The 23,178-nt window shown below is 73.1% G+C and carries 22 protein-coding genes; 10 read left to right on the top strand and 12 right to left on the bottom strand.

What is annotated here, in order from left to right; translation table 11 throughout:
* Positions 1-135 precede the first annotated feature (135 nt).
* The 4 genes from ACGFR9_RS26510 to ACGFR9_RS26495 form a co-directional block, all read right to left on the bottom strand.
* Positions 136-357: a hypothetical protein gene (locus ACGFR9_RS26510; RefSeq protein ID WP_311649336.1), complete on the bottom strand. Its 222-nt coding sequence runs from the start codon at positions 355-357 to the stop codon at positions 136-138.
* 194 nt (positions 358-551) lie between these two features.
* The gene (locus tag ACGFR9_RS26505; protein WP_393212821.1) at positions 552-1,757 is read right to left on the bottom strand and encodes a beta-1,3-glucanase family protein; all 1,206 of its coding nucleotides are present in this window, start codon (positions 1,755-1,757) and stop codon (positions 552-554) included.
* Between the two features lie 308 nt (positions 1,758-2,065).
* The gene (locus ACGFR9_RS26500) at positions 2,066-2,956 is read right to left on the bottom strand and encodes a Gfo/Idh/MocA family protein (protein WP_393212819.1); all 891 of its coding nucleotides are present in this window, start codon (positions 2,954-2,956) and stop codon (positions 2,066-2,068) included.
* A 119-nt stretch (positions 2,957-3,075) separates the two neighbouring features.
* Positions 3,076-3,489 (bottom strand): VOC family protein, encoded by a 414-nt coding sequence (locus ACGFR9_RS26495; RefSeq protein WP_393212817.1) that lies wholly within the window; start codon positions 3,487-3,489, stop codon positions 3,076-3,078.
* Positions 3,490-3,808: 319 nt separating this feature from the next.
* Here ACGFR9_RS26495 and ACGFR9_RS26490 point away from each other — a divergent pair, with 319 nt between their 5' ends.
* The gene (locus ACGFR9_RS26490; RefSeq protein ID WP_393212815.1) at positions 3,809-5,578 is read left to right on the top strand and encodes an ABC transporter ATP-binding protein; all 1,770 of its coding nucleotides are present in this window, start codon (positions 3,809-3,811) and stop codon (positions 5,576-5,578) included.
* Between the two features lie 369 nt (positions 5,579-5,947).
* Positions 5,948-6,190, top strand: a complete 243-nt coding sequence (locus tag ACGFR9_RS26485; protein WP_393212813.1) for a DUF5133 domain-containing protein — start codon at positions 5,948-5,950, stop codon at positions 6,188-6,190.
* 13 nt (positions 6,191-6,203) lie between these two features.
* On the opposite strand, the gene ACGFR9_RS26480 is transcribed toward ACGFR9_RS26485, so the two are convergent.
* The gene (locus ACGFR9_RS26480; protein WP_393212811.1) at positions 6,204-7,178 is read right to left on the bottom strand and encodes a GlxA family transcriptional regulator; all 975 of its coding nucleotides are present in this window, start codon (positions 7,176-7,178) and stop codon (positions 6,204-6,206) included.
* 189 nt (positions 7,179-7,367) lie between these two features.
* Between ACGFR9_RS26480 and ACGFR9_RS26475 the strand changes: the two genes are divergently transcribed.
* Together ACGFR9_RS26475 and ACGFR9_RS26470 are read left to right on the top strand one after the other, a co-directional pair.
* Positions 7,368-7,841, top strand: a complete 474-nt coding sequence (locus ACGFR9_RS26475; protein WP_393212809.1) for a DUF2269 family protein — start codon at positions 7,368-7,370, stop codon at positions 7,839-7,841.
* A 161-nt stretch (positions 7,842-8,002) separates the two neighbouring features.
* Complete coding sequence (locus ACGFR9_RS26470) at positions 8,003-8,218, top strand: hypothetical protein (protein ID WP_030218908.1); 216 nt, start codon at positions 8,003-8,005, stop codon at positions 8,216-8,218.
* A 22-nt stretch (positions 8,219-8,240) separates the two neighbouring features.
* Here the strand turns inward: ACGFR9_RS26470 and tgmB are convergent, their stop codons facing one another.
* The 3 genes from tgmB to ACGFR9_RS26455 form a co-directional block, all read right to left on the bottom strand.
* Positions 8,241-9,224, bottom strand: coding sequence for an ATP-grasp ribosomal peptide maturase (tgmB, locus tag ACGFR9_RS26465; protein WP_393212806.1), 984 nt, complete (start codon positions 9,222-9,224; stop codon positions 8,241-8,243).
* Positions 9,225-9,240: 16 nt separating this feature from the next.
* Positions 9,241-9,432, bottom strand: coding sequence for a putative ATP-grasp-modified RiPP (gene tgmA / locus ACGFR9_RS26460; protein WP_352387377.1), 192 nt, complete (start codon positions 9,430-9,432; stop codon positions 9,241-9,243).
* A 120-nt stretch (positions 9,433-9,552) separates the two neighbouring features.
* Positions 9,553-9,879, bottom strand: coding sequence for a YkvA family protein (locus ACGFR9_RS26455; protein ID WP_393212804.1), 327 nt, complete (start codon positions 9,877-9,879; stop codon positions 9,553-9,555).
* A gap of 241 nt (positions 9,880-10,120) precedes the next feature.
* Between ACGFR9_RS26455 and ACGFR9_RS26450 the strand changes: the two genes are divergently transcribed.
* The gene (locus ACGFR9_RS26450) at positions 10,121-11,179 is read left to right on the top strand and encodes a hypothetical protein (protein ID WP_393212802.1); all 1,059 of its coding nucleotides are present in this window, start codon (positions 10,121-10,123) and stop codon (positions 11,177-11,179) included.
* A 522-nt stretch (positions 11,180-11,701) separates the two neighbouring features.
* Here ACGFR9_RS26450 and ACGFR9_RS26445 read toward each other — a convergent pair.
* Positions 11,702-12,847, bottom strand: coding sequence for a hypothetical protein (locus ACGFR9_RS26445; protein WP_393212800.1), 1,146 nt, complete (start codon positions 12,845-12,847; stop codon positions 11,702-11,704).
* 517 nt (positions 12,848-13,364) lie between these two features.
* Here ACGFR9_RS26445 and ACGFR9_RS26440 point away from each other — a divergent pair.
* From ACGFR9_RS26440 to ACGFR9_RS26420, 5 genes are all read left to right on the top strand, one after another.
* Positions 13,365-13,766, top strand: a complete 402-nt coding sequence (locus tag ACGFR9_RS26440; protein WP_311649020.1) for a hypothetical protein — start codon at positions 13,365-13,367, stop codon at positions 13,764-13,766.
* Entirely contained in the window at positions 13,763-14,539 is a 777-nt protein-coding gene (locus ACGFR9_RS26435; protein ID WP_393212798.1) for a hypothetical protein, read from the top strand. Before ACGFR9_RS26440 ends, ACGFR9_RS26435 begins: the two co-directional genes overlap by 4 nt.
* Positions 14,540-14,577: 38 nt before the next feature.
* A complete protein-coding gene (locus tag ACGFR9_RS26430; protein WP_393212797.1) occupies positions 14,578-15,099 on the top strand; it encodes a roadblock/LC7 domain-containing protein in 522 nt (173 codons plus the stop codon).
* Between the two features lie 87 nt (positions 15,100-15,186).
* Positions 15,187-15,561, top strand: a complete 375-nt coding sequence (locus tag ACGFR9_RS26425) for a hypothetical protein (RefSeq protein WP_030218876.1) — start codon at positions 15,187-15,189, stop codon at positions 15,559-15,561.
* A gap of 127 nt (positions 15,562-15,688) precedes the next feature.
* Positions 15,689-18,058, top strand: a complete 2,370-nt coding sequence (locus tag ACGFR9_RS26420) for a glycoside hydrolase family 65 protein (protein WP_393212795.1) — start codon at positions 15,689-15,691, stop codon at positions 18,056-18,058.
* Positions 18,059-18,158: 100 nt separating this feature from the next.
* Here the strand turns inward: ACGFR9_RS26420 and ACGFR9_RS26415 are convergent, their stop codons facing one another.
* The 3 genes from ACGFR9_RS26415 to ACGFR9_RS26405 form a co-directional block, all read right to left on the bottom strand.
* Entirely contained in the window at positions 18,159-19,523 is a 1,365-nt protein-coding gene (locus ACGFR9_RS26415) for an FAD-dependent oxidoreductase (protein ID WP_393212793.1), read from the bottom strand.
* A gap of 134 nt (positions 19,524-19,657) precedes the next feature.
* Positions 19,658-22,396, bottom strand: coding sequence for a SpoIIE family protein phosphatase (locus ACGFR9_RS26410; RefSeq protein WP_393212791.1), 2,739 nt, complete (start codon positions 22,394-22,396; stop codon positions 19,658-19,660).
* Between the two features lie 209 nt (positions 22,397-22,605).
* Positions 22,606-23,151 carry a hypothetical protein gene (locus ACGFR9_RS26405; protein ID WP_030218867.1) on the bottom strand — a complete coding sequence of 182 codons (546 nt, stop codon included), beginning with the start codon at positions 23,149-23,151 and terminating at the stop codon, positions 22,606-22,608.
* Positions 23,152-23,178 lie beyond the last annotated feature (27 nt).

The raw sequence follows: 23,178 nt of genomic DNA, 5'->3' as shown, positions 1-23,178 counted from the left end.
GGGGCGGCGCGGCCCCGTTCCCCGGCGCGGCGGGGGGGGCCCCGCCCGCCCCCCCCCCCGCGGGGGGGCGCGCCGGGGCGGGGGGGGGGGGGGCCCCCCCCCCCCCCCCCCGGCGCCGCCGGTCCGTACGAAGGCTCAGGGAAGGATCTTGTCCAGGGCGGAGGGTCCCTCCTCGTCCAGCTTCCGCCTGGCCCACTCGAGATTGTCCGGGGTGAGGTCCTTGCCGGAGGCGAGAACCAGGTCCTCCGGCGACACGTCGGTGCCGGTGCGGGCGTGCAGCAGGCTGTCCGGGGTGGCACGGTCCCCGGCCTGCCGGGACGCGTCGGGCTGGGACGCGTCGGGCTGGGACGTCGACATCTTCTGGCTCCTCGGGTCCGGATCGCTGTAGCGGCCCCGGTGCTGTCATCGGGTCCGATACTCACCATTCAACGCGGGAGCCCGCCGTGCATCCGGAACGCTCGCGGCACCGCGGTGAAGGGCCGCTCCTCCTGGCTGCCGGGGTACCTTCCCCGGCCCGGGGGAAACCTCCTCCCCGGGCCGCCGGACAGGCCCTAGAAGGCCCCGAGTGTCAGGCGCAGGCCCGTGGGGGCCGTGTCCTGGATGTACGAGGCGAAGTCGGCGACGTCGTCGAAGGCGAAGCCGTACGCCCTGCCGTCCTCGGTGGCCGTGTGGACGGCCTTCGCGTAGTGGTTGGTGAGCTCGGTGCCGTAGAAGTCCGAGGCGTTCGCCGTCGGCTGGTCGGGGTGGCTGAGCAGCGTCGAACGGTTGAAGCCGGCGCCCAGCACCGCGGCGACCGGGCCCGTCGTGCCGTCGTTGGGGGCGGCGAGGGCGCCGTCGCAGAAGAGGACGTCCCGGGTGGACGGCCTGCCGAAGGAGACCTGGGCGGGCCCGTCGAAGGTGAACCGCTCGCCGCGCACCCGGCCGGTGAAGGTACCGGCGTTCGTGGTGACCTTGAGGTCCCGGCCGGTGTACGTGCTCCACACCTCGTCGATGTACGGGGCGAGGTAGTCCTCGGCGAACAGTCCGGCGTCCAGACCGTGCCCCGGGGCGATGATCCGGGTGTCGTCCACGACCAGCCGGGAGAACGCCTCCACCTTCTTGACGGCGGCGAACGCGGCGGCTCGGCCGCCCTCGCGGACGGTGCCCGTGGTCTGCTCCTTGGAGCCGGTGAGCCGGATGCCCAGCGGCACGCTGAACATGTCGACCATCGTCGTGTTGCAGAACATGCCCGAGGAGTTGTACGTGAACTCCGCGCAGTCGTGCAGCACCCCGTAGTTGGGGTCCGAGGTGACCCAGCCGGCCGGGTACTGCAGCGCCGCGTTGCCGTTGCCGTCCTCGACGACCTTGAACTTGAGCTTCGCGCCGAGGGAGACGTAGATCCTGCCGGACATGTGGGGCAGGGACAGCTTGGTCTCGCCGCTGCCGGCCAGGCCGATCGCGTAGTCGGTGAAGCCGTCGGAACCGTTGTCGGAGGCCGCGACCGGGGCGACGGTGCCCTCCGGGGTGACTCGGACCTGCCGGCCGTCCGCGTTGCCCACGATGTAGACGTGCACGTTGCCGTTGTCGAACGAGCCGCTGCCGTTGACGATCGTCAGCGGCAGGGCGTCCGCCGCGGCCGTGCCGGCCTTCTGCTGACCGGACTGGTCCGCGAGGGCGTGCGGGGCGATCGCCGCCGCCGCGGGGATGGCCACGGCGGCACCGCCGAGGGCGAAGAGGACCTTGCGGCGGCCGAGGCCGCGCTGGTGACGAGGAGTCATGTGGGGGGTCTCCCGGAGGCTCGTGCGGGTTCCTGACCACGCCGGCCGCCCGACGGGAGCAGCGCTGCTGAGAGCGCTCTCATGTGCTACGTCGGGACCGGCGCGCGGTACTGATGCTAGGTACGACCGGGGCCCCGGCCAACGGTCCGACTTGTCCGCACCACCGCGCTGACCTGCGAATGCTCGAAGATCGGGCGCCGATCCGACCATCGCTTAACCGGCGTTTAAGGGCCGCTTAAGCCGGCCTGGGCCGGATGGCCACGGAGCGCGCCGGGAGTGCTCCGTTCCGCAGTCGCCCGGTGCCGTCGTCAGCGCGCCCCGCCGGCCGTCAGGGACTCCGCCGTGGCCAGGATCTCCGTCACCCTGAGGGCGAACGCCGCGTCACAGGGGTGGGGGACGCCGGTGCGGGCCGCGGTGAGCAGCGCGTCCGCGGCCCGGGCGAAGGCCGGCACCGCACCCTCGGAGGCCTCGGGGAGCGTCGTGACGCCCGCCGTGCCACGCAGCTCGACCAGGGCGCCGGACGCGGCCGGGGGAGCGGTCAGGCTCAGGGTGAGGCTGCTGGAGGCGCCGCCGGCGTGGTCGAGGACGAGATGGACGGTGTCGCCGGGGCCGTACGCCGCCGCCGTCACCCGGCGCGGATCGCCGAGCACCGGCAGCAGAACGGACAGGGCGTGCGGTCCGACGTCCCACAGGGCGCCCTTCTCCCGCCGCCACGGCGAGTCGGCGAAGGGACTGCCCGCGGAGGTGAACACCGCCCCCAGCCACTGCGCCCGCCCGGTGAACCAGCCGCCCGTACGTGCCTGTTCGGTGATCCACGCCTCCGGCTCCGGCTGGAAGCGGGTGGTGAAGAAGACGACGGAGGCCACGCCCGCCGCCCCGGCCGCCTCGACCACCGCCCGCCCCTGCGCGACGGTCGGGGCGAGCGGCTTGTCCAGCAGCAGATGGCACCCGGCCCGCGCCGCGCGCACCGCCAGGTCCGCCTGCACCGCCGGCGGCAGGGCCACGGCGACGGCGTCCACATCGGCGAACAGCGCCTCGACGTCGTCGTACGCCCGGGTGCCGTGCAGCTCGGCCAGTTCCTTCGCCGCGTCGGGCCGGCGGCCCCACACGCCGGCGAAGTCGAGGTCCGGGTGCCCGCCGAGCGCGGGGGCGTGTGCCATCCGTGCCCAGGGGCCGGTGCCCAGCAGTCCGATCCGCATGCCGCCGCCTCTCCCGGACCGGCGAGCGCCGCCGGACCGGTGTCCCGGCGCGCTCCGCGGGCGCGCCCCGGTCTGTACGGTGAGCCGCGCGCGAACGCCCTGTCAACGGGACGCGGTGCTCAGTCCCCGGGCTGGTTGATGTTGACCATCCAGGGGACGCCGAAGCGGTCCGTGCACATCCCGAACACATCGCCCCACATCTGCCTCTCCAGCGGTACGGACACCGAGCCCCCGGCGGACAGCTTGTCCCAGTAGCCGCGCAGTTCGGCCTCGGTGTCGCCGCTGAGGCTCACGGCGAAGGTGTTGCCCGGGGAGTACTCCGTGCCGGGTGGCATGTCGGCGCCCATGAGGGTGAGTCCGGAGGGACTCTCCAGCATGCCGTGCATGATCCTGTCGGCGTGGTCGCCGCCGGGCTGTCCGAACTCGCCGAAGGTGTTGAGGCGCAGCTCGCCGCCGAAGACGTCCTTGTAGAACTCCAGCGCCTGCCGTGCGTCCCCGTCGAAGCTCAGATAGGGGTTGAGGAGCGAGGCCATGATTCCTCCAGAAAAGTCCCGAAAGGGTCGGCTGCGCGCAGCGTAACGCCGCGCACCGGGCCCCGCGCGGCGGCGGGGATTCAGCACCCCGCCTGCTGAATCCGTTCGCGTTCTTCCATTGGACTCCGGCCCGTACGAGGACCAGGCTGGTACGCGCTTTCCGGGGCCGCCCGGCGGCGTCGCCCCGCCCGTCTCAGGCGCTGGACGCCGGGGGCGGGCGTTCGTGCGCCCTGGTGTACTCCTGGCGCACGGGTGTAGAAAGCGCTTGCCCAGGCGCTTGCGCCTGCTGATCAGAGCACACAGGGGAGGACCACCACCCATGGCGTCGTCGCCGGCACGACCGCTCGACCACCGCTACCGCGGCGAGCACCCGATCCGCACCCTCGCCTATCTGTTCCGCGCCGACCGCGGCCGGCTCGCCGCCGCGGTCGGCGTCTTCACGTTCAAGCACAGCCCGGTCTGGCTGCTACCGCTGATCACCGCGTCCATCATCGACACCGTCGTCCAGCACCGGCCGATAGCCGAGCTGTGGACCAGCACCGGCGTCATCATGTTCATCCTGCTGGTCAACTTTCCGCTGCACCTGCTCTACGTCCGGCTGCTCTACGGCAGCGTCCGCCGCATGGGAACCGCGCTGCGCTCCGCCCTGTGCACCCGGATGCAGCAGCTCTCCATCGGCTACCACTCCCGGGTCAGCGCCGGTGTGCTCCAGGCCAAGGTCGTACGGGACGTGGAGACCGTCGAGCAGATGGTGCAGCAGACCGCGGAGACCGGGCTCGGCGCGCTCACCGTCCTCACCGGCGGACTCGTCATCATCGGGATCCGCACCCCCGAGTTCCTGCCCGTCTTCCTGATCGTCGTGCCCGCCGCCGCCCTGCTGGTCGCCCGGCTCAGGTCCCGGCTGCGCACACACAACGAGCGCTTCCGCCACGAGGTGGAGACCCTGTCCTCCCGGGTGACGGAGATGACCCGGCTCATCCCCGTCACCCGCGCCCACGGACTGGAGGGCAAGGCGCTGCGGCGGATGGACGGCACCCTCGACCGGCTGCTCACCTCCGGAATGCGCCTGGACCTGGTCAACGGACGGTTCGGCTCGCTGGCCTGGGTCGTCCTCAACGTCGTCGGCGTGTCCGTGCTGGCCGGCGCCGCGCTCATCTCCTACTACGACGTCTGGAACGTCTCGGCCGGTGACGTGGTGATGCTCAGCGCCTTCCTGACCACGCTCACCAACTCCACGACCACCCTGGCGGGGCTGACGCCGGTCATCGCCAAGGGGCTGGAGTCCGTCCGCTCCGTCGGCGAGGTCCTCCAGGCTCCCGAGCTGGAGGACAACGAGGGAAAGGCGAAGGTCGACGGGCTGCGCGGCGCGATCACCTTCGAGGGCGTCGGGCTGGCGTACGAGAACGACGGGCGGCCCGCCGTACGGGACTTCACCCTCGACGTCGCCCCGGGCGAGACCATCGCGCTCGTCGGCGCGTCCGGGGCGGGCAAGTCCACGGTGCTCAACCTGGTGATCGGCTTCATCCGTCCGACCTCCGGCCGGCTGCTGCTCGACGGGACCGACATGAGCAGCCTCGACCTGCGTACCTACCGGCGCTTCCTGTCGGTGGTGCCCCAGGAGTCGATCCTGTTCGACGGCACCGTCCGGGAGAACGTCGCCTACGGCATGGACGACGCCGACGAGGAGACGGTACGGGCCGCACTGCGCGACGCCAACGCGCTGGAGTTCGTCGACCGGCTGCCCCAGGGCCTCGACACCCTCGTCGGCGAGCGTGGCGCACGACTCTCCGGCGGCCAGCGCCAGCGGCTCGCCATCGCCCGCGCGCTGATCCGGGACCCCAAGGTCCTCGTCCTGGACGAGGCGACCTCCGCGCTGGACACCCGCTCGGAGGCCCTGGTCCAGGAGGCCCTGGCCCGCCTGCTGCGCGGCCGCACCACATTCGTCGTGGCCCACCGCCTCTCCACGGTCCGCGGCGCGGACCGCATCGTGGTCATGTCCGACGGCCGCATCCAGGAAACGGGCACCCACGAAGACCTCCTGCACCGCCAAGGCGCCTACGCGGCCCTGCACACCGGCCAGGCGGCCTGACCGCCCGGTGCAGGCGGGATCCGGCCAAGCGATACGGGCCAAGGGCCCGGGCCGGTCCACCGGCGCGGGCGAGGTCTGCCCGGGCCGGGCGGAGTGCTCTGCCCGTCCGGGCAGAGCCGCCGTCATGACGGGGGTGCGCCCCCGGGGACGTGCTGGAGGCGCCCCCGGCCTGCCTTCGGTTCCGGATCGGGCCTTCGCTCAGGGTCGGTACGGGGTCCGGGGCGCAGCCCGGGGGCAGGGCAGTCGGGCTTCCGCACCCATGCGGTCGGTGTGCGGGTGTTTTCGGTCAATTGTGGCTGCCGGGGCATACGGCGTGCGTGGTCTCGGTTGGTTCGGGCATACGGAGCGAAAACCAGAGAGGGGCGCTTCGTGCTCGTACCGGATCCGAAGGCCGTCAGACAGTTGCTGACGCTGTACGCGACGCTGCGGATAGCCCAGGCGGAGCGCCATTCGCCGGACGCGGCGCGTGAACTGGACGTCGTCTGCGACACGCTCTGCGCGATGATGGGGGCGTCCGGCGTGCACGAGGCCATCGTCCTGGCCGACGCCCTGCTCGACCAGGCGCGGACCCCCGGCGCGGACGGGGAGGGCGGCCTGTCCCTGGCCGTCTGAACCGGCCGGACGCTCACCGGGGCGCCCGCTCCCCGTTCACCCGTCGCCCGTCGAAGGTCGACCGGTAGGCGTACGGCGTGGTCCCCACCACCTTGCGGAACCGCTCACGGAACGCCGTGGGCGAGCCGAACCCCGCCTGCTGGGCGATCCGTTCGACCGTGTAGTCGCTGTTCTCCAGCAGATACTGCGCCCGCCGCACCCGCGCCCGCAGCAGCCACTGCAACGGCGTGGTCCCCGTCTGCTCGCGGAACCGGCGGCTGAACGTCCGCTCGCTCATGCTCACGCGCGCCGCCATCGCCCCGAGCGTGACCTCGTGCGCCAGATTGTCCTCGATCCAGTCCAGCAGCGGCTCCAGATCCGAACCCCGGGGCACCGGCGGGTGCTCGTGCACGATGAACTGCGCCTGCCCGCCCTCCCGTTCCAGCGGCATCACCGACATCCGGGCGGCGTTCGCCGCCACGGCCGAGCCCAGGTCCCGGCGGATCATGTGCAGGCACATGTCCAGCGCGGCGGCGGCACCGGCCGAGGTGAGGATCTGCCCGTTGTCGACGTAGAGCACGTCCGGCTGCACCTCCACGTCCGGGAACGCGCGGGCGAGCCGGTCGGCGGCCACCCAGTGCGTGGTGGCCCGCAGCCCGTCCAGCAGTCCGGCCTCGGCCAGCACGAACGCGCCCACGCACACCGAGGCGATCCGGGTGCCCGCCCCGGCCGCCGCGCGCAGCGCCGCCAGCACATCGGCGGACGGCGGGGGCGCCTCCTCGGCACGGCCCGGGACGATGACCGTGTCGGCGTCCGCCAGTACCTCCAGCCCACGCTCGACCCGCAGGGCGAAACCGCCGTCCGCGAGCACCTCCGGCCGCTCGGCGCACAGCCGCACCCGGTACGGGCGCCGGCCGTCGGGCAGCCGCGTCCAGTCGAAGACCTGCATGGGCGCCGCCATGTCGAACGGCACGACCCCATCGAGAACCAGAATCGCCACGGAGTGCATGACCGCCACGATAGGCGGATTCCCGCCATCCGCCCCCACCGGGGGGAACGGCGGGACGACCGGGCACCGGCCGAGGTGAGCGTGTTGGCGGGAACCCGTTGGAAGCTGTCGTTCCTGCCCCTGGGTGATCACCCGCCAGGCTCCTAACGTGAGCCCGGCACCGCCGATCACACCATGGAAAGAGTTCCGGTGACCAAGCTCCTGCTGTCCCTCCACGTCCTGGCCGCCATCATCGCCGTAGGCCCCGTCACCGTCGCCGCGAGCATGTTCCCGCCCGCCGCGCGCCGTGCTGTCCCGGCGGGGGCCGGCGGGCCCGTCGCGACGGCCGTGACCACCGTCACGCTGCTCCACCGCATCTGCGGGGTCTACGCCCGGATAGGGATCGCGGTGCCCGTCCTCGGTCTCGCCACCGCCCTGGCGATGGGCGTCCTGGGCGACGGCTGGCTCATCACCTCCATCGCCCTGACCGCGGCCGCCGCAGGCGTCCTGATCGCCTTCGTGCTGCCCGCGCAGGAGGAGATCATCACGGAGCTGGAGGAGCGCCGGCCCGTCGACCGGCAGAACACGGTACGACTCGCCATGTTCACCGGGGTGTTCAATCTGCTCTGGGCGACCGTCACCGTCCTGATGATCGTCCGCCCCGGCTCGACGACCGGAGCATGACCGTCCGGTTCCACCCGTGGCGTCCGGAGTGCGCCGCACTTCCGCGGCGTCCGTTCTGTATCCGCTTGTGCCGGGGAATTCCCCCCTCGGGGGGTCCGGCCGCCTAGACTCTGCAGTCGCGTCCCGCATCGGGGCCGACGAGCAGAAAGGCACGTTGACGGGTGTTCCAGGATTCCCCCATCTACGACCGACTCATCGCGGAGAAGGGCGACGTGCCCGCACAGGTGCGCCGCGAAGCCGAACGCGTGAGCAGGGAACTGGAGCTGGTCATGCGGCCTGCGCAGTCTCCCGGTTACGGCCCCGGCCTCGACCGCCCGCAGTCCCCGGGCAACGGCTGGCAGCGCACCGCCCTGCTGCCCGGACCGCGGCCGCACTGACCACCGGGCGGCCGACGATCCCTCACCGGACCGTGCTGCCCGCCTCGTCCAGCTTCACGGGCTCCTCGGGAATGGGACGGGACAGCCAGTCGGCGATCGTCCGGGCGATCGGCTGTCCCGTCTCCACCTCCACGAACCCGAACTGCCCCGACTGGTTGCACTCCAGGAACCACCACGTCCCGTCGGCGTCCTCGGCGAAGTCGAAAGCGCCGTACGCCAGTTCGGCCCGGCGCAGATAGTCACGTACGGCGTCGGCGGTGCGCGCCGGGACCTCGACCGGCTCCCAGGGCGGCCCGGGGGCGGCGAAACGCACATCCACCTCCTCCGGATCCGCGTCCGGCCGTACCGCCTTACGAGCCGCCAGCAGCGTCTCGCCCACCACGGTGAGCCGGATGTCGGCCCGTTTGGCGACCCGCCGCTGCAGCAGCGTCGGCCCGAAGGCGACGGCGGAGAAGTCGGTGTCCGGCGCCACCCTGCTGGTCGGCACCGCCCGCGGCGGGTCCTGCGGATGGGCTCCCGACACCGGCTTCACCACCAGGTCGGGGAAACGCTCCGCGAACTCCCGCGCCGCACGCGGGAACGTGGTGATCACCGTGGCCGGCACGGGCAGGCCGCACCGCTGGGCCAGCCGCAACTGCCACGGCTTGTGGCGGGCCTGCCGGGCCGCGTCCGGATGGTTCATCCAGCGCGCGTCACAGCCGCGCAGCATCCCGTAGAGCGCTTGCGACGCCTCCTCGGTCAGCCACGCGGACGGGTGCGGCGCGTGCCCCGCCGGCGCACCCGGCCGGCGCACCCACACCGACCGCAGCCCGTTGATGCTCACCAGCCTGCCGCCGGCGGACAGATGGCCGCGGAAGCGGCCGTGGACATACTCGGCGGACAGCGAGACACCGTCCGTCAGATCGGCGGGATCGAGGCGCACCACCGGCACGCCGGAGCCGTTCAGATGGACGACCACCATGTCGGCGGTCACATCCTCCTCACCGGTGAGGATCAGCACGGTCATCGTCTACGGTCCGCGTTCAGTCGTCGAAGTGGGTCTTGGAGCCCGCGGTGGACGTCGTCGTCCCCACCTCGCGCAACAGCGCGTGGTCGCAGGCCGCGATCCGTCCGTCCCCGAGTACGTTCAACTGCAGTCCGGAGTCATACGCGTACGGAGTGGCTACGGCCAACTCCATCGCCGGACGTGCGTAGTTGAGCGCGAACGGTTGCATCGTCTCTCCCTCGTCGGTGCTGCGTCGAGCAGGCAACGGCCCTCTGTGCGCCGTCGCTTGGTCCGCCGACTTGTTTTGGCTTTCAGAGACTTATACGAATCGAACGAGTGGTTGGTTTCCTCACGGAGCGTAATCATCGGCGGGGCGCCGGCCGCCCCGCCCGAGGGGCGTTCCGGGCGCCCGGGCGCCGGAGGAACCGCGCATGGTGCGCAGAGCGAGCAGAAGTACGCCCATGTCGTCCAAGTAGACGGGATCGGGCAGCAGATCGGCCGGCAGCACCAGATAGAAAACCGCCCCCCAGAACACCCAGCGGGGCCCTGTCGGCAGTCCGGCGTGACGCAACTCACGCCGGGTGCGCACCAGTCGGACCAGTACGGCGACCGCGCCGACCAGCACCACGGCCGCCAGGACCGCGGCGACGACGAGCACCACGGTGGTCGTCTCCATGGGACCGCCCTCCCTCCGTCGTCCGTGCCGCGGACCGCGGCGACGCAGCCCGCACAGACCGGATTCCCGTTCCCGGCGCCGGTATGACGTCCGGGACCAGCCATGCGCGCACGCCTCCGATGCCCGGCGCGGTCCCCGTGAAACACCTGATCGCCGCAGGTCATCCCGGTGGCTCAACCAAGTGGCAGGGAGGGGTGGAGGCACCTAGTAATGGTCATCAGCCCTTCCCCCGGAGACGATCATGACCACTTTCTCGTCCTCGCACACCCCGGCCGATTCGGGAATATCGCCCATACCGGCCGAGCCGCCCGCGCCGCCGCCCGCAGCCACGACGGCCGCCGCGACCGGCACCGGCCGCTCGGACCGCACCGTCCTGACCACGACCCGACCGCTCGACCCCGCCTGTCCCCCCGCCCCGCCCGACCCTCCACCCCCTGGAAAGCCGTACGGCGATCCGGTCGGCGACCTCGTGCGCACCGCCGTGGCGGACCGGCCCCTGGAGGAGGTCGTCGACCTCATCACCGCGCTGGAACGCTCGCCCGAGCACACGCGTGCCGTCGTCGACGCGCTGCGCGCCGCCGGGGCCGACCGTTCCGTGGAGGACGTCACCCGGCTCGTGGCCCTGCTGACCCGGCCGCCGCGCGACGCCACCAGCGCGGACGAGACGATCCGCGCGGCGGCGGCCCACCGTTCCGTCGACGACGTCACCCTCCTCGTCACGCTGATGCACAGCGAGCCGCTGGCGCCCCACTGCCGCGAGGAGGCGCTGCGGGCGGCGGCGATCGGCCGGACCGTCGACGAACTGGTCGAACTGATCGACCGTCTGGCCGCCCAGCGGCCGTTCACGGAGCCGCCCCGCACCGAGGGCGCCGACACCGGTGTGAGCCGTCCGGTCAGGTCCGTGGTCCGGTCGAGCCGGCTCGCCGCCGTGGCCCTCGCCGTGTGCGGGGTGACCCACTTCCCGCTGCGGCACGACGGTGTCTCACTGGGCCTGCACGCCTCCACCATCGGCCTGTCGGTGCTCTGCACGCTGCTGGCGCTGCTGCTGGTGGTACGCCCCGGCGCGATGATCCTGGCGGGGGCGGTCGCGGTCTCGGCGTTCCTGACCACGGCGCACGCCTACCCGGGTTCCCTGCCGTCGTCGACCCTGTCCACGTTGATGGACCTGGCCCTGGCGCCGGCCTGGCTCGCGACGGCAGCCGCGGCGACAGCCGCGGTTCTCTGCCTGGCGGCGCTGATAACCCGCCTGGCCGCGCCTCTCCCCACTCCGTGGCCCCACCCCCGAACCCGGGCGGTATGACACCACGACGGCCAACCGTGCGGCCCGCCTCCGCCCCCCGGCGGGCAACCGCGCCCGCACGCCTCACCCGTCCGCGGGCAGTCGTGCGGCCTCCGCCCCCCGGCGGGCAACCGTGCCCACACGCCTCACCCGTCCGCGGGCAGTCGTGCGCCTCCGCCCCGCCGTCCGCGGTCAACCGTGGCCGCACCCCTCCGCCGGCCGCGGGCAGTCGTGCGCCTCCGCCCCGCCGTCCGCGGTCAACCGTGGCCGCACCCCTCCGCCGGCCGCGGGGTGTCCTGCGGCCTCCGCCCCCGGGGCGGGTAACCGTGGCCGCGCGCTTCCGCCGTCCGCGGGCAGTCGTGCGCCTCCGCCCCGCCGTCCGCGGTCAACCGTGGCCGCACCCCTCCGCCCGCCGCGGGCAGTCGTGCCGCTGGGGCGGCACGGGTGGGCGCGACGGCACCCCGCAAGCGCCGGGCCGCGCGAACACCCCCGCCCCACCCCCACCCGGGGCACCTCGCAGGACGCCGCGGGCGGCCGCACCCGCTACTGGTCCGGCGCAGCCGGCGCAGGATCCTCGGGACCGGAACGCCGCCCCCTGTTGCCGACCTTCAGCCACTCCAACGTACGGGTGAGCCCCTGAAGGGGAGACGAGGGCGTCGCGGCCTCCGACAACACGGCAGGCTCCCCCGAACCCGCCCCCGCGGACTCCCGGAACACCGCCAACGCCTCATGCGCCCGCTCCGCCGCCTCCCGATACAGATCCCGGGACTTGGTCATCGCATCCAGCGCCTCCGCATACCGCGCCACCAGCGCCCGCTCGCGATCGAGCTCCTCCGCCGGAGTCAGCAGCCGCCACTCCTCCCGCAGCGCGGTCAGCGCGGCCTGCGCCCCCTCCGGCAGCGCACGCGCCAACGCGTCGTACCGCACCACCGCGTCCACGAGTTCGACGGGCTCCGTCCCGTCCAGATACACCGCGCGTACGGCGAAGGCGTCGGCCTCGTACCCTTCCGGCGCCGGACCGCCCGGCAGCACCACCGCACCCCCGCGCGGAACCTCCACACCGAACTCCCGCAGCGCCCAGTTCGCCACGCGCGACTGCTGGGGCGCGGCCCGGTGCTCCACGACACGGTCCCGCAGCCCCGGCGGCAGCCAGCGCGTCAGCGGCAGCTTGCCGCGCTCGTCCGGCGTCATCGCCTCATGGACGACGACATGGATGTGCCACGCGTCGCGGGCGCAGTCCCGCAGCAGCCGCCGTACGGCCTTGTCGTCCTCGGGCAGCGGGTTGGCGGCACCCGGCCGGACCCCCGTCACCGGGTCGGTGTTCCATTCGGCGTCCGGCGGCGGCTGCGCCGGCCAGAACATGGCGGCCGGGGACGGCCAGGAAGGATCCCAGGGCTGCTCCGCCTCGGCGACCAGGATCCAGTCCCGGCCCGCGTCCGTGCCCGGCGCGAGGCTCAGCCGGGCGCGCACGGTGACCCCGTCGCCGACCCGGCTACGGGCCTCGAACACCAGGTCGGGTTCCGTCTCGGGGGCGGGGAGTTCCAGGAAGTCGTCGATGTCCTGGCCGGCCTTGAGCCAGTGCAGGGTGTGCCGGAGCGTGGCGTCGGCTCTGCCGGTGCCGGTGTGGCGACCGCGGGCCAGCCGGACGGTGGGCGGGACGGTGGGGCGGCTTGAACGGGTGGTCGACATGGGTCCAGTCGTGAACGGGGGTACGTGCCTCCGCCAGTATCGCCGCCGTCGCCCGACGGGGTGATCCCGGGCTCCACGGACGGCGTGTCGCACACGGGGTGTGCGCACCGCGCACAAGCCGACCGCCCTCCACCCATGGCCCCACCCGCCCACGCCCCACCACAATGTCCCCGGCGGGCGGGGGCGACCCACCATCCGCACCGGGGCCGGCCCCGCCCGCTCCCACCGGGCGACCCCGCACCCGCCCACGACGGAACGGCACCCTCTGCCCGGCCCCGCCCGCCCCGCGCCGAGCGGCCACGCACCCGCACCCGTCCCCGAGCGCTCACCCACCCCCGGCCGCGTCTCGAAGGGGCGGAGCCCCTTCGCACCGGACAAAAGCCCGGACCCTACCAGCGCCGCACGGCCCACGTCGCATATTCCCCCGGAAAACGCCAATCCCCTCACCTCGTCCGTGCACACACCGTAGCGTCGACGTCACGTTCGCGGTACAGCCGTGCGAGAAGGGGGATCCGGCGTGCCCGGAATCGACGAGAGTCTGCTGGAAGCCATGCGACTGCCGGGTGCCCGCGGCGCCCTGGTCGTCGACTGGATCAGCGGACTCGCCCTGGGAGCGGTGGGCGAGGCCCCGGGCGAGGACGCCGAGGCCACCGCCGCGGAGACCGCCGAACTCGCCCGCCTGGCGATGGAGAGCGGCACGCTCGCCCCCGCCGACGGCGGCCACCCGAGAACCGGCAAGGAACCACCCGTCGACGACCTGATCCTCACCACCGCCGACGCCTACCACCTGCTCCGCTTCGTCATCACCACGTTCGACAGCACCGTCTTCCTGTACCTCTGGCTCGACCGCGAAGCGGGCAACCTCGCCCTAGCCCGGATCCGGCTGGCCGAGATGGCGGACCGGCTGGTGCTCGGATGACCACGGCGTGCACCGACGGAACCGCGCCGGAACTGCTCGGCACCCTCGCGGCCGACCACGCCACCGGAGCGCTCTCCACGGAGTCCGGGATCTTCTACCTCTCGGCCGGACGCGTGGTCCACGTGGAGTCCGCGTACAGTCCCGACCTCGGCGACCTGCTCACCCGCAGCGGCGCCGTCGCCCCGGCCGGCTGGTGGGAAGCGGTCGAACAGGCGGGGGCCGCGCACGGCGTCGGCCGCCGGCTGGTGGACAGCGGCCGCCTCACCACGGGCGCGCTGGAACTGTGCCATCTGGGCGCCCTGTTCGACGCCGCGTACTTCGCGCTCGTCCACGACGGCGCCACGCACCGCTTCCGCCCCGGGGTCGCGCACTGGATCGGCGCGGTCCGCCCCGTACCCGTGTCGACGGTCCTCGGCGAGTCACGGCGCCGCCGCGACCTGCTGCACCGCATCTGGCCCGACCCGTCCGTCGACACCGCCCCGCTCACCCGCGTGCCCGGCACCGGCCCGGCCGAACTGCCGCCCCGCCGTGCCCGCACCCTCGCCCAGGTCGACGGCGCCCGCACCGCCGCACAGATCGCCTCCGCCCTCGCCCACCGCACCTTCCACACCCTCGTCGAACTGCGCCGCCTGGCCGCCGGCGGGCTGGTCACCCCCGCGCCACCCCCGCCCGCCACGCCCGTCCACGCCGTCCCCGACACGGGCGGCGCGGCGTGGGACGAGCCCGACACAGCCCTGCTGAGACGGCTCCTGGACGCCTTGGAGGCACTGTGATCCGCGCGCGCCGGCAGCGTGCCGAAAGGAGACTGCTCATGGCCGTCGAGACCGACGTGCTGGACGAACTGCGTCGGCTCCGTACCCGGATACCCAAACTGACGGGCTCACTCGCCGCCACCGTCGACGGACTCGTCCTCGCCCACGACGTGCCCGACACCGAACCGGAGGGGCTGGCCGCACTCACCGCCGCCGCGCTCGGCGTCGCCCACCGGATGACGGACGCCGCCGCCCGCGGCGACTTCCGCGAACTGCTGGTGCGGGGCGGCAACGGCTATATCGCGACCTACGCGGCCGGCACCACGGCCGTCCTCACCCTCCTCGCCGACGACAGGGTCAACGTGGGCCGGCTGCATCTGGAGGGACGGCGCAGCGGCGCCCGGATCGCGGAGCTGGTGGACACCCACAGCGGCCCGGGCGGCGGGCGGCACGCCGACCGGCTCGCGCTCCGCGAGCAGACCCCCGAGCCGGGGGAGATCCCGGCCCGGCCCATCGGCACCCTCCCGGTGCGGACCCCGCAGCGGCCCGCACACCGGCCCCGGCCCCAGCCCGGCGGCTGACCCCGGCTTCCCTCCCACGGCCGGACGCCTTCGCAGGACCCGGCGGCCGGCCCGGATCACCCATCACGACAGAAGGGACACCCACCCATGGCCAACACCGAGACCGCGCTCAAGGAATGCCTCAGCTCCATCGACGGCGCGACGGCCGCCGCACTCGTCGACTACACCAGCGGCATGGCCCTCGGCACGCTGGGCGGCGGCAAGGACTTCAACCTCGAGATCGCCGCCGCCGGCAACACCGACGTCGTACGGTCCAAGCTGCGCACCATGGAGCACCTGGGGCTGAACGACGAGATCGAGGACATCCTGATCACCCTGAGCAGCCAGTACCACCTCGTCCGCCTGCTCAAGGGACGGGGCGGGAACGGCCTCTTCCTGTATCTGGTGCTCGACAGCACCCGGGCCAACCTGGCGATGGCGCGGCACCAGCTGCGCCGTATCGAGGCCGACCTCGAGGTCTGACCCGGCGCCCGGGCCCTTCGCGCCGTCAGGTGCGAAGGGCCCGCCGGCGGCCGGGGCGTGTGTGCGGGGCACCCGCCAGGGGTACTCCGGTGGTCGACCGCCTGCCGTCGGCGGGAGGAGCGGCGCGGTGACGGGCTGGACCTGGGAGAACGAGGGGTACGACCCCGACGGGGCGCGGCTGAGGGAGTCACTGTGCACCCTCGGCAACGGATACTTCGCCACCCGCGGCGCGCTGCCGGAGTGCTCCGCCGACGAGGTGCACTATCCCGGCACGTACGCCGCCGGAATCTACAACCGGCTCGTCTCCGAGGTCGCCGGACGGCATGTCGAGAACGAGGACATGGTCAACCTGCCCAACTGGCTGCCGCTGCGCTTCCGGCTCCCCGGCGAGCCCTGGCTCAGCCCCGACACCGCGGCCGTGCTCGACCACGGCGAGACCCTGCATCTGTCCTCCGGGCTGCTGGAGCGCCGGACCCGGTTCGGCCTCGGCGCCGGACGCGCGCTGTTGGTGCGCCAGCACCGGTTCGTGCACATGGCCGCCCCTCATCTGGCGGGCCTGCGCACCGAGTTCACCGCCGAAGGCTTCTCCGGCCCCCTCGAGACCGAGGCCGCGCTCGACGGCGACGTCACCAACGCCGGGGTGCCGCGCTACCGGGACCTGGACGGCCGTCACCTCACCCATGTGCTCACCGGGACGACCGCCGCGGACACCGTGTGGCTGCGCTGCCGCACCCGCACCTCGGACATCCGGATCGCGCTCGCCGCCCGGCTGACCTCGCCCGCGCCCGTCGTCAACCGGCACGACCGCCCGCGCGCCCTGCAGACCACCCGTCTGGAACTCGCCGTCGGGGAGACGGTCACCGTCGACAAGATCGTCGCCCTGCACACCTCCCGCGACCCCGCGATCAGCGACCCGCTGCACGCCGCCGTGGACCGGGTGACCCGGGCGGGCGGCTTCGACGAGCTGCTGCCACCGCATCTGACGGCCTGGGAGCAGCTGTGGCGCCGGGCCGAGCTGGACGTACCGGGTGAGGCGGGCCGCATCCTGCGGCTGCACCTCTTCCACGTCCTGCAGACCCTCTCCCCGCACACCGCCGACCTGGACGTCGGGGTGCCGGCCAGGGGACTGCACGGCGAGGCCTACCGGGGCCATGTCTTCTGGGACGAGCTGTTCGTCCTGCCGTACCTCAACCTGCACTTCCCCGAGGTGTCCCGAGCGCTGCTGCACCACCGTCACCGCCGCCTGGAGCGTGCCTGCACCGCCGCCCGGGACGCCGGGCACCGGGGCGCGATGTATCCCTGGCAGAGCGGCAGCGACGGCCGGGAGGAGACCCAGCAGCTGCACCTCAACCCCCGCTCCGGCCGCTGGCTGCCCGACCACTCCCATCTCCAGCACCACGTCGGATCGGCGATCGCGTACAACGTGTGGCAGTACTGCGAGGCCACCGGCGACCAGGAGTTCCTGCAGACCAAGGGCGCCGAGACGCTGCTGCAGATCTCCCGGTTCTGGGCGGACACGGCCACCTACGACGACCGTCTGGGCCGGTACCGCGTCAAGGGTGTGGTCGGTCCCGACGAGTACCACGACGCCTACCCGGACGCCGCCGAACCGGGCCTCGACGACAACGCGTACACCAATGTCACGGCCGCCTGGGTGCTCGCCCGCACCCTGGACGTGCTGCGCGCTCTGCCCGAGCCGCGCCGCCGTGAACTCTCCGAGCGGACGGGGCTGGACGCGGCGGAACTCGAGCGGTGGGAGGAGGTCTCCCGCACCCTGTACGTCCCCTTCCACCACGGTGTCATCAGCCAGTTCGAGGGCTACGGCGAACTCGCCGAGCTGGACTGGCGCGGCTACCGGCACCGGTACGGAGACATCCGGCGCCTGGACCGGCTGCTGGAGGCCGAGGGCGACACCGTCAACCATTACCAGGCGTCCAAGCAGGCGGACGTCCTGATGCTGGGCTACCTCTTCTCGCCCGCCGAACTCCAGTCCGTCTTCCGCAGACTGGGGGTGAGCCTGGACGAACGGACCTGGCGGCGCACGGTCGACCACTATCTGCACCGCACCAGCCACGGCTCCACCCTCAGCGGTCTGGTCCACGGCTGGGTGCTGGCCAGGGCCCGGCGGGCGGACGCCTGGAAGTTCTGCCAGGAGGCCCTCCAGGCGGACATCGCCGACATCCAGGGCGGCACCACAGGGGAGGGCATCCACCTCGGCGCCATGGCCGGCACGCTCGATCTCGTCCAGCGCGGGCTGACCGGCCTGGAGACCCGCGGCGGAGCCCTGTGGCTCGACCCCGTCCCCCTGCCCGAGCTCTCCTCCTACGGCTTCACCCTGCGCTACCACGGACACTGGGGCGTCCGGCTCCGGCTGGAGCACGACCTGCTGGAGGTCGCCGTACCGGCCTCCGGCCGCACCCCGATCGAGGTCCACCTTCCGGACCGCACGGTCCGCCTCCGTCCGGGCGAGACGGACCGTCTGACCCTCCCGGACTGACCGCCGGCCGGCCCGCGGGCGGGCACGCCGTGGACGCGCGAGCGCCCGCCCGGTCCGCGTACGGACCGGACGGGCGCTCGGAACCGGGCCCTTCGGGTGGTCAGGCGCCGCTCTCGCGGAGCATGTCCTCACGTTCGACGAGCTTCACACGCTCGCGGCCCTGCGCCTCGCCCAGCGCCTTCTCCGCGGCGTCCAGGCGGTACCAGCCGTCCCAGGTGGTGAAGCGGATGCCGCGCTCGGCGAGGAACGCGTCGACGGCCTCCGGGCCGGGGGAGCCGGGAGTGGCGAGCCGGCCCGCCGCGTAGTCCTCCAGCAGGTTCGCCACCGTCTCGTTGGCGTCGCCCTTGGTGTGGCCGATCAGGCCCACCGGACCGCGCCGGATCCAGCCGGTGACGTACGTGGACTCCAGGTGCTCACCGGACTCCTGGAGGACGCGCCCGCCGCGGTCCGGGACCGTGCCCGAGTCGAGGTCCCAGGGCAGCTTGGGCAGCTTGTCGGACAAGTAGCCCACGGCCCGGTAGACCGCGCTGACGTCCCAGTCCTTGAACTCGCCGGTGCCCTTCACATTGCCGGTGCCGTCGAGTTCGGTGCGCTCGGTGCGCAGGCCGACGACCCTGCCGTCCTCGCCGAGGATCTCGGCCGGCGACTCGAAGAAGTGCAGGAACAGCTTGTGCGGACGGTCGCCGACGTCGCGGATCGCCCAGTTCTCCAGCGTCTTGGCGACCATGTCGGCCTGCTTGTTGCCGCGCCGGACGGCGATGGAGCCGTCGTCGTAGTCGATGTCCTCGGGATCGACGATGACCTCGATGTTGGGGGAGTGGTCCAGCTCCCGCAGCTCCATCGGACTGAACTTCGCCTGCGCCGGGCCACGGCGGCCGAAGACATGGATCTCCAGCGCCTTGTTGGCCTTCAGCCCCTCGTACACGTTCGCCGGGATCTCGGTCGGCAGCAGCTCGTCGGCCGTCTTGGCCAGCACACGGGCCACGTCGAGCGCGACGTTGCCGACACCCAGCACGGCGACCTTCTCGGCCTCCAGGGGCCAGGTGCGCGGCACGTCCGGGTGGCCGTCGTACCAGGAGACGAAGTCCGCGGCGCCGTAGGAACCGTCCAGGTCGATGCCCGGGATCGAGAGCGCGCGGTCCGCGGTGGCACCGGTGGCGAAGATCACACCGTCGTAGAAGGCGCGCAGATCGTCCAGGTGGACGTCGGTGCCGTAGTCCACATTGCCGAACAGCCGGATCTGCGGCTTGTCGAGCACCTGGTGCAGGGCGGTGATGATGCCCTTGATCCGCGGGTGGTCGGGGGCGACACCGTAGCGGATCAGACCGAACGGCGCCGGCATGCGCTCGAAGATGTCGATGGACACGCCGGGTTCGGCGGCCACGCTGGACTTGAGCAGGGCGTCGGCGGCGTAGATCCCGGCGGGGCCGGATCCGACGATGGCTACCCGCAGGGGGCGGGGCATGGTCAGGTTCCCTTCGAGCGATGACAGGCGACTCGATGGGAAGCCTAAACTGAGGCATGCCTTACCTGGTACGCGGGTCCGGTCTATGGGCTCATAAGTCTCACTTATGAGGTGCCCCCACCTCGCCTTATGGCTCAGGGAACGGGCTGTGCGGCCCAGATGACCTTGCCGGCCGGCAGATAGCGTGTGCCCCAGCGCTCGGCGAGCTGGGCGACCAGGAAGAGCCCGCGCCCGCCCTCGTCCGTCATCGTCGCGTACCGCAGATGCGGCGAGGTGCTGCTGCTGTCGTACACCTCGCAGATGAGATGGCGTTCGCACAGCATCCGCACCCGGATGGGGGAGCCGCCGTAGCGCAGCGCGTTGGTGACCAGCTCGCTCAGGATCAGCTCCGTGCTGAACGCCAGCTCGTCCAGACCCCACTCGGCCAGCTTCCGGGTGACCGCGGCCCGCACCTCGCCGACGGCCGCGGGATCCGCAGGCACCGTCCACTCGGCGATCCGGTCGGCGGGCAGCGCCCGCGTCCGCGCCACCAGCAGCGCGATGTCGTCGACGGCCCGGACCGGCCGCCGCGACTCCAGTACGACCCTGCACGTCTCCTCGGGGGAGTCGCCGGCCCGGGACAGCGCCTCGCGCAACTGCTCCAGGCCTACGTCGATGTCGTGCGCCCGGTCCTCGACCAGCCCGTCGGTGTACAGGACGAGCCGGCTGCCCTCGGGAAGCTCCAGGTCCGCCGACTCGAACGGCAGACCGCCGAGCCCCAGCGGGGGACCGGCGGGCACGTCCACGAACTCCACACTCCCGTCCGGCCGCACCAGGGCGGGCGGGGGATGACCCGCGCGGGCGACGGTGCAGTGCCGGGAGACCGGGTCGTAGACCGCGTACAGACACGTCGCCCCCGTCACCGGGGCGCTCTCGTCGTCCTGCGCCTCGTCCTGGTCGATACGGCCGACCAGCTCGTCGAGCAGCGCGAGGAGCTCGTCGGGCGGAAGGTCGAGCGAGGAGAAGTTGTGCACCGCCGTACGCAGCCGCCCCATCGTGGCCGCGGCGTGCAGCCCGTGCCCGACGACATCGCCGACCACCAGCGCGACCCGGGCCCCGGACAGCGGCAGCACGTCGAACCAGTCCCCGCCGACACCGGCCTGCGCGGGAAGGTAGCGGTAGGCGATCTCCAGGGCGCTCTGATCGGGCAGCGTGCGCGGCAGCAGGCTCTGCTGGAGCGTCACCGCCATGCCGTGCTCGCGCGTGTAACGCCGGGCGTTGTCGATGGAGACCGCGGCCCGCGCGACCAGCTCCTCCGCCAGCGCCAGTTCGTCGGTGTCGAACGGCTCGTCCTTGCGCGAACGCCAGAAGCTGACCACCCCCAGCACCAGCGCCCCGGCCCGCAGCGGCACGGTGATCAGCGAGTGGATGCCGTACTCCATGACCTGCCCGGAGCGCTCCACGTCCTGCGCGTGCCAGCCCGGAGCCTCGCTGAGCCGGGGCTCCAGGACGGGCCGGCCGGTGGCGAGGCTGACGCCCTGCGGGGACGACTCGACGAAGCGGATCTGATGGTCGGTGGGGTAGAGCGGGGCGTCCTCGCCGACCCCCGTCGACGCCGCACGGCGCAGGGCGCCGCCCGCGTCCGGATGACCGCCGGCCAGTACCGCCTCGAAGAGGTCCACCGTGACGAAGTCGGCGAACCGCGGCACGGCCAGCTCGGCGAGTTCCTCGGCCGTGCGGGTGACGTCCAGGCTCGTACCGATGCCCACGCCGGCGTCGTACAGCATGTTGAGCCGCTCGCGTGACTCCTCCGCCCGGCCGGACAGGGCGCGCAGCTCGGTGGAGTCGCGGACCGTGGCCACACTGCCGCGCGGGCCGCCCGCCCGGTCGGTGGGCCGCTGGTTGACGGCCAGCAGCCGGTCGGCGACCAGGTGCACCTCGTCCGTGGCGACCCGGCCCGAGGACAGCAGCTCGGCCGTGCCGGGATCCAGCCCCAGGTCCAGTACGTGCCGGCCCTCGGCGTCCTCGGGCAGGCCCAGCAGCCGGCGCGCCTCGTCGTTGGCGAGCATCAGCGTCCCGTCGCCGTCGACGATGATCACGCCCTCGCGCACCGCGTGCAGCACCGCGTCGTGATGTTCGTACATCCGGGTCATCTCGTGCGGACCCAGGCCATGGGTCTGGCGCAGCAGCCGTCTGCTGACCAGGGCCGCGCCCCCGGTCGCCAGGGCCAGCGCGGCGAGTGCCGCGCCCAGCACGAGCGGCAGCTGGTCCTCCGCCGCCCCGCCGACGTGCTCGGTCGTGATGCCCGCCGACACCAGGCCCACCACCCGGCCGCCTGAGTCCTTCACCGGCACCACGGCCTGCACCAGCTGCCCGATGGTGCCCTTGATCTCCTCCACCACAGGCTGCCCGGCCAGCGCGGGCCCGAGGGTGCCGACGAACTTCTTGCCGATGCGGTCCGGCTTGGGATGGGTGTAGCGGATGCCGTCGGTGTTCATGACGACGACGAAGTCGACCCGCGCCTGCTCGCGCACCGCCTCGGCACGCGGCTGGAGCACCGCCGTGGGATCGGGGGACTCCAGCGCCTCGACCATGCCCGGTGCGTTCGCGAAGGTCTCCGCGACGGCGAGGGAACGGTTGCGGGCCTCCTGGGTGCTGTCGCGCCGGACCTGGAGCACCAGCGCCACGACGGCGGCCACGACCAGCAGCAGCACGATCACCAGGTGCAGGACGAACACCTGGCCGGCGACGCTGCGCCCGCTCAGCACCGACCGCAGTCCCGCCGCCGGACGCCACCGGGAGCGGCCGTCTGCGTCCCGCCGGCGCCGTACGGACGCCGCGGCACCGGGCCGCAGGGACGACCGGGCCTGGGATCGACCCTTGAGTCGGACCATGTGCCATGTCTACACTGCCGCGCCGTGCGAGGCGAGAGGCGCCACCCACCCGACCGGCGGGTCGTCACCGATCCGTCACAGGATTTCCGGGTCGCGCGCGGCCGTCCCCCGTTGACCGCGCGCGACCCTCCCCCCAGCGCGCGGCTCGTCCCCCGAAGGGCCGCGCGCGTTCTTCGGCCGGGCCACCCCGGCGGCCGTGCTCCGCGGCCTCAGTCGGCCAGCGCGCGGGCCAGCTCCGTGGTGGCGCGGGCGATCTCGGTGTCCGGTTCGGCCAGCAGCCGGTTCAGGTCGCCGCGCCGGGCGCGCACCGCCTGCCGGGCGGCCCGCTCCCACACCACCGGGTTCTCGCGGCGGTTGAGCAGCTTGGGGTAGGCGGCGGCGGTGCTCTCCCACTGCCGGGCGTCGGCGATGGCCTTGAGCAGCTGGATGATCCGGACCCGGCAGGTGATGTGCGGCAGCTGGGCCAGCTCCCAGAGGAAGGGGACCGTGGCCGCGGTCGCCTGTTCCGTGACGAAGCCGTACTGGCAGATCCGCTTGCGCAGATCCTCCAGGGCGGTGCGGGCCGTGCGGGCGTCCCCCCAGGCGATGCCGTTCAGCAGCAGCGGGATGGCCGCCGCCGATCCGGTGGAGTCCTGCATGTCCGCCCACGGCACGCGGGACACTGCCGTGAGGGGCGTGGTACGGGCCACTTTGGTGGGGGACGTGTGGCGCACAGGGCGCTCGCTGCTCGGCTGTTCCGTAGAAGCGCTGCGCATGGCGTGGATGCCTTTCCGCGGCAGTCG

It is taken from the genome of Streptomyces sp. NPDC048584, from assembly GCF_043199595.1.
GTDB classification, from domain to species: domain Bacteria; phylum Actinomycetota; class Actinomycetes; order Streptomycetales; family Streptomycetaceae; genus Streptomyces; species Streptomyces edwardsiae.
The sequence above is the reverse complement of the archived record's forward strand: the minus strand, read 5'-3'. Positions and strand labels throughout refer to the sequence as shown.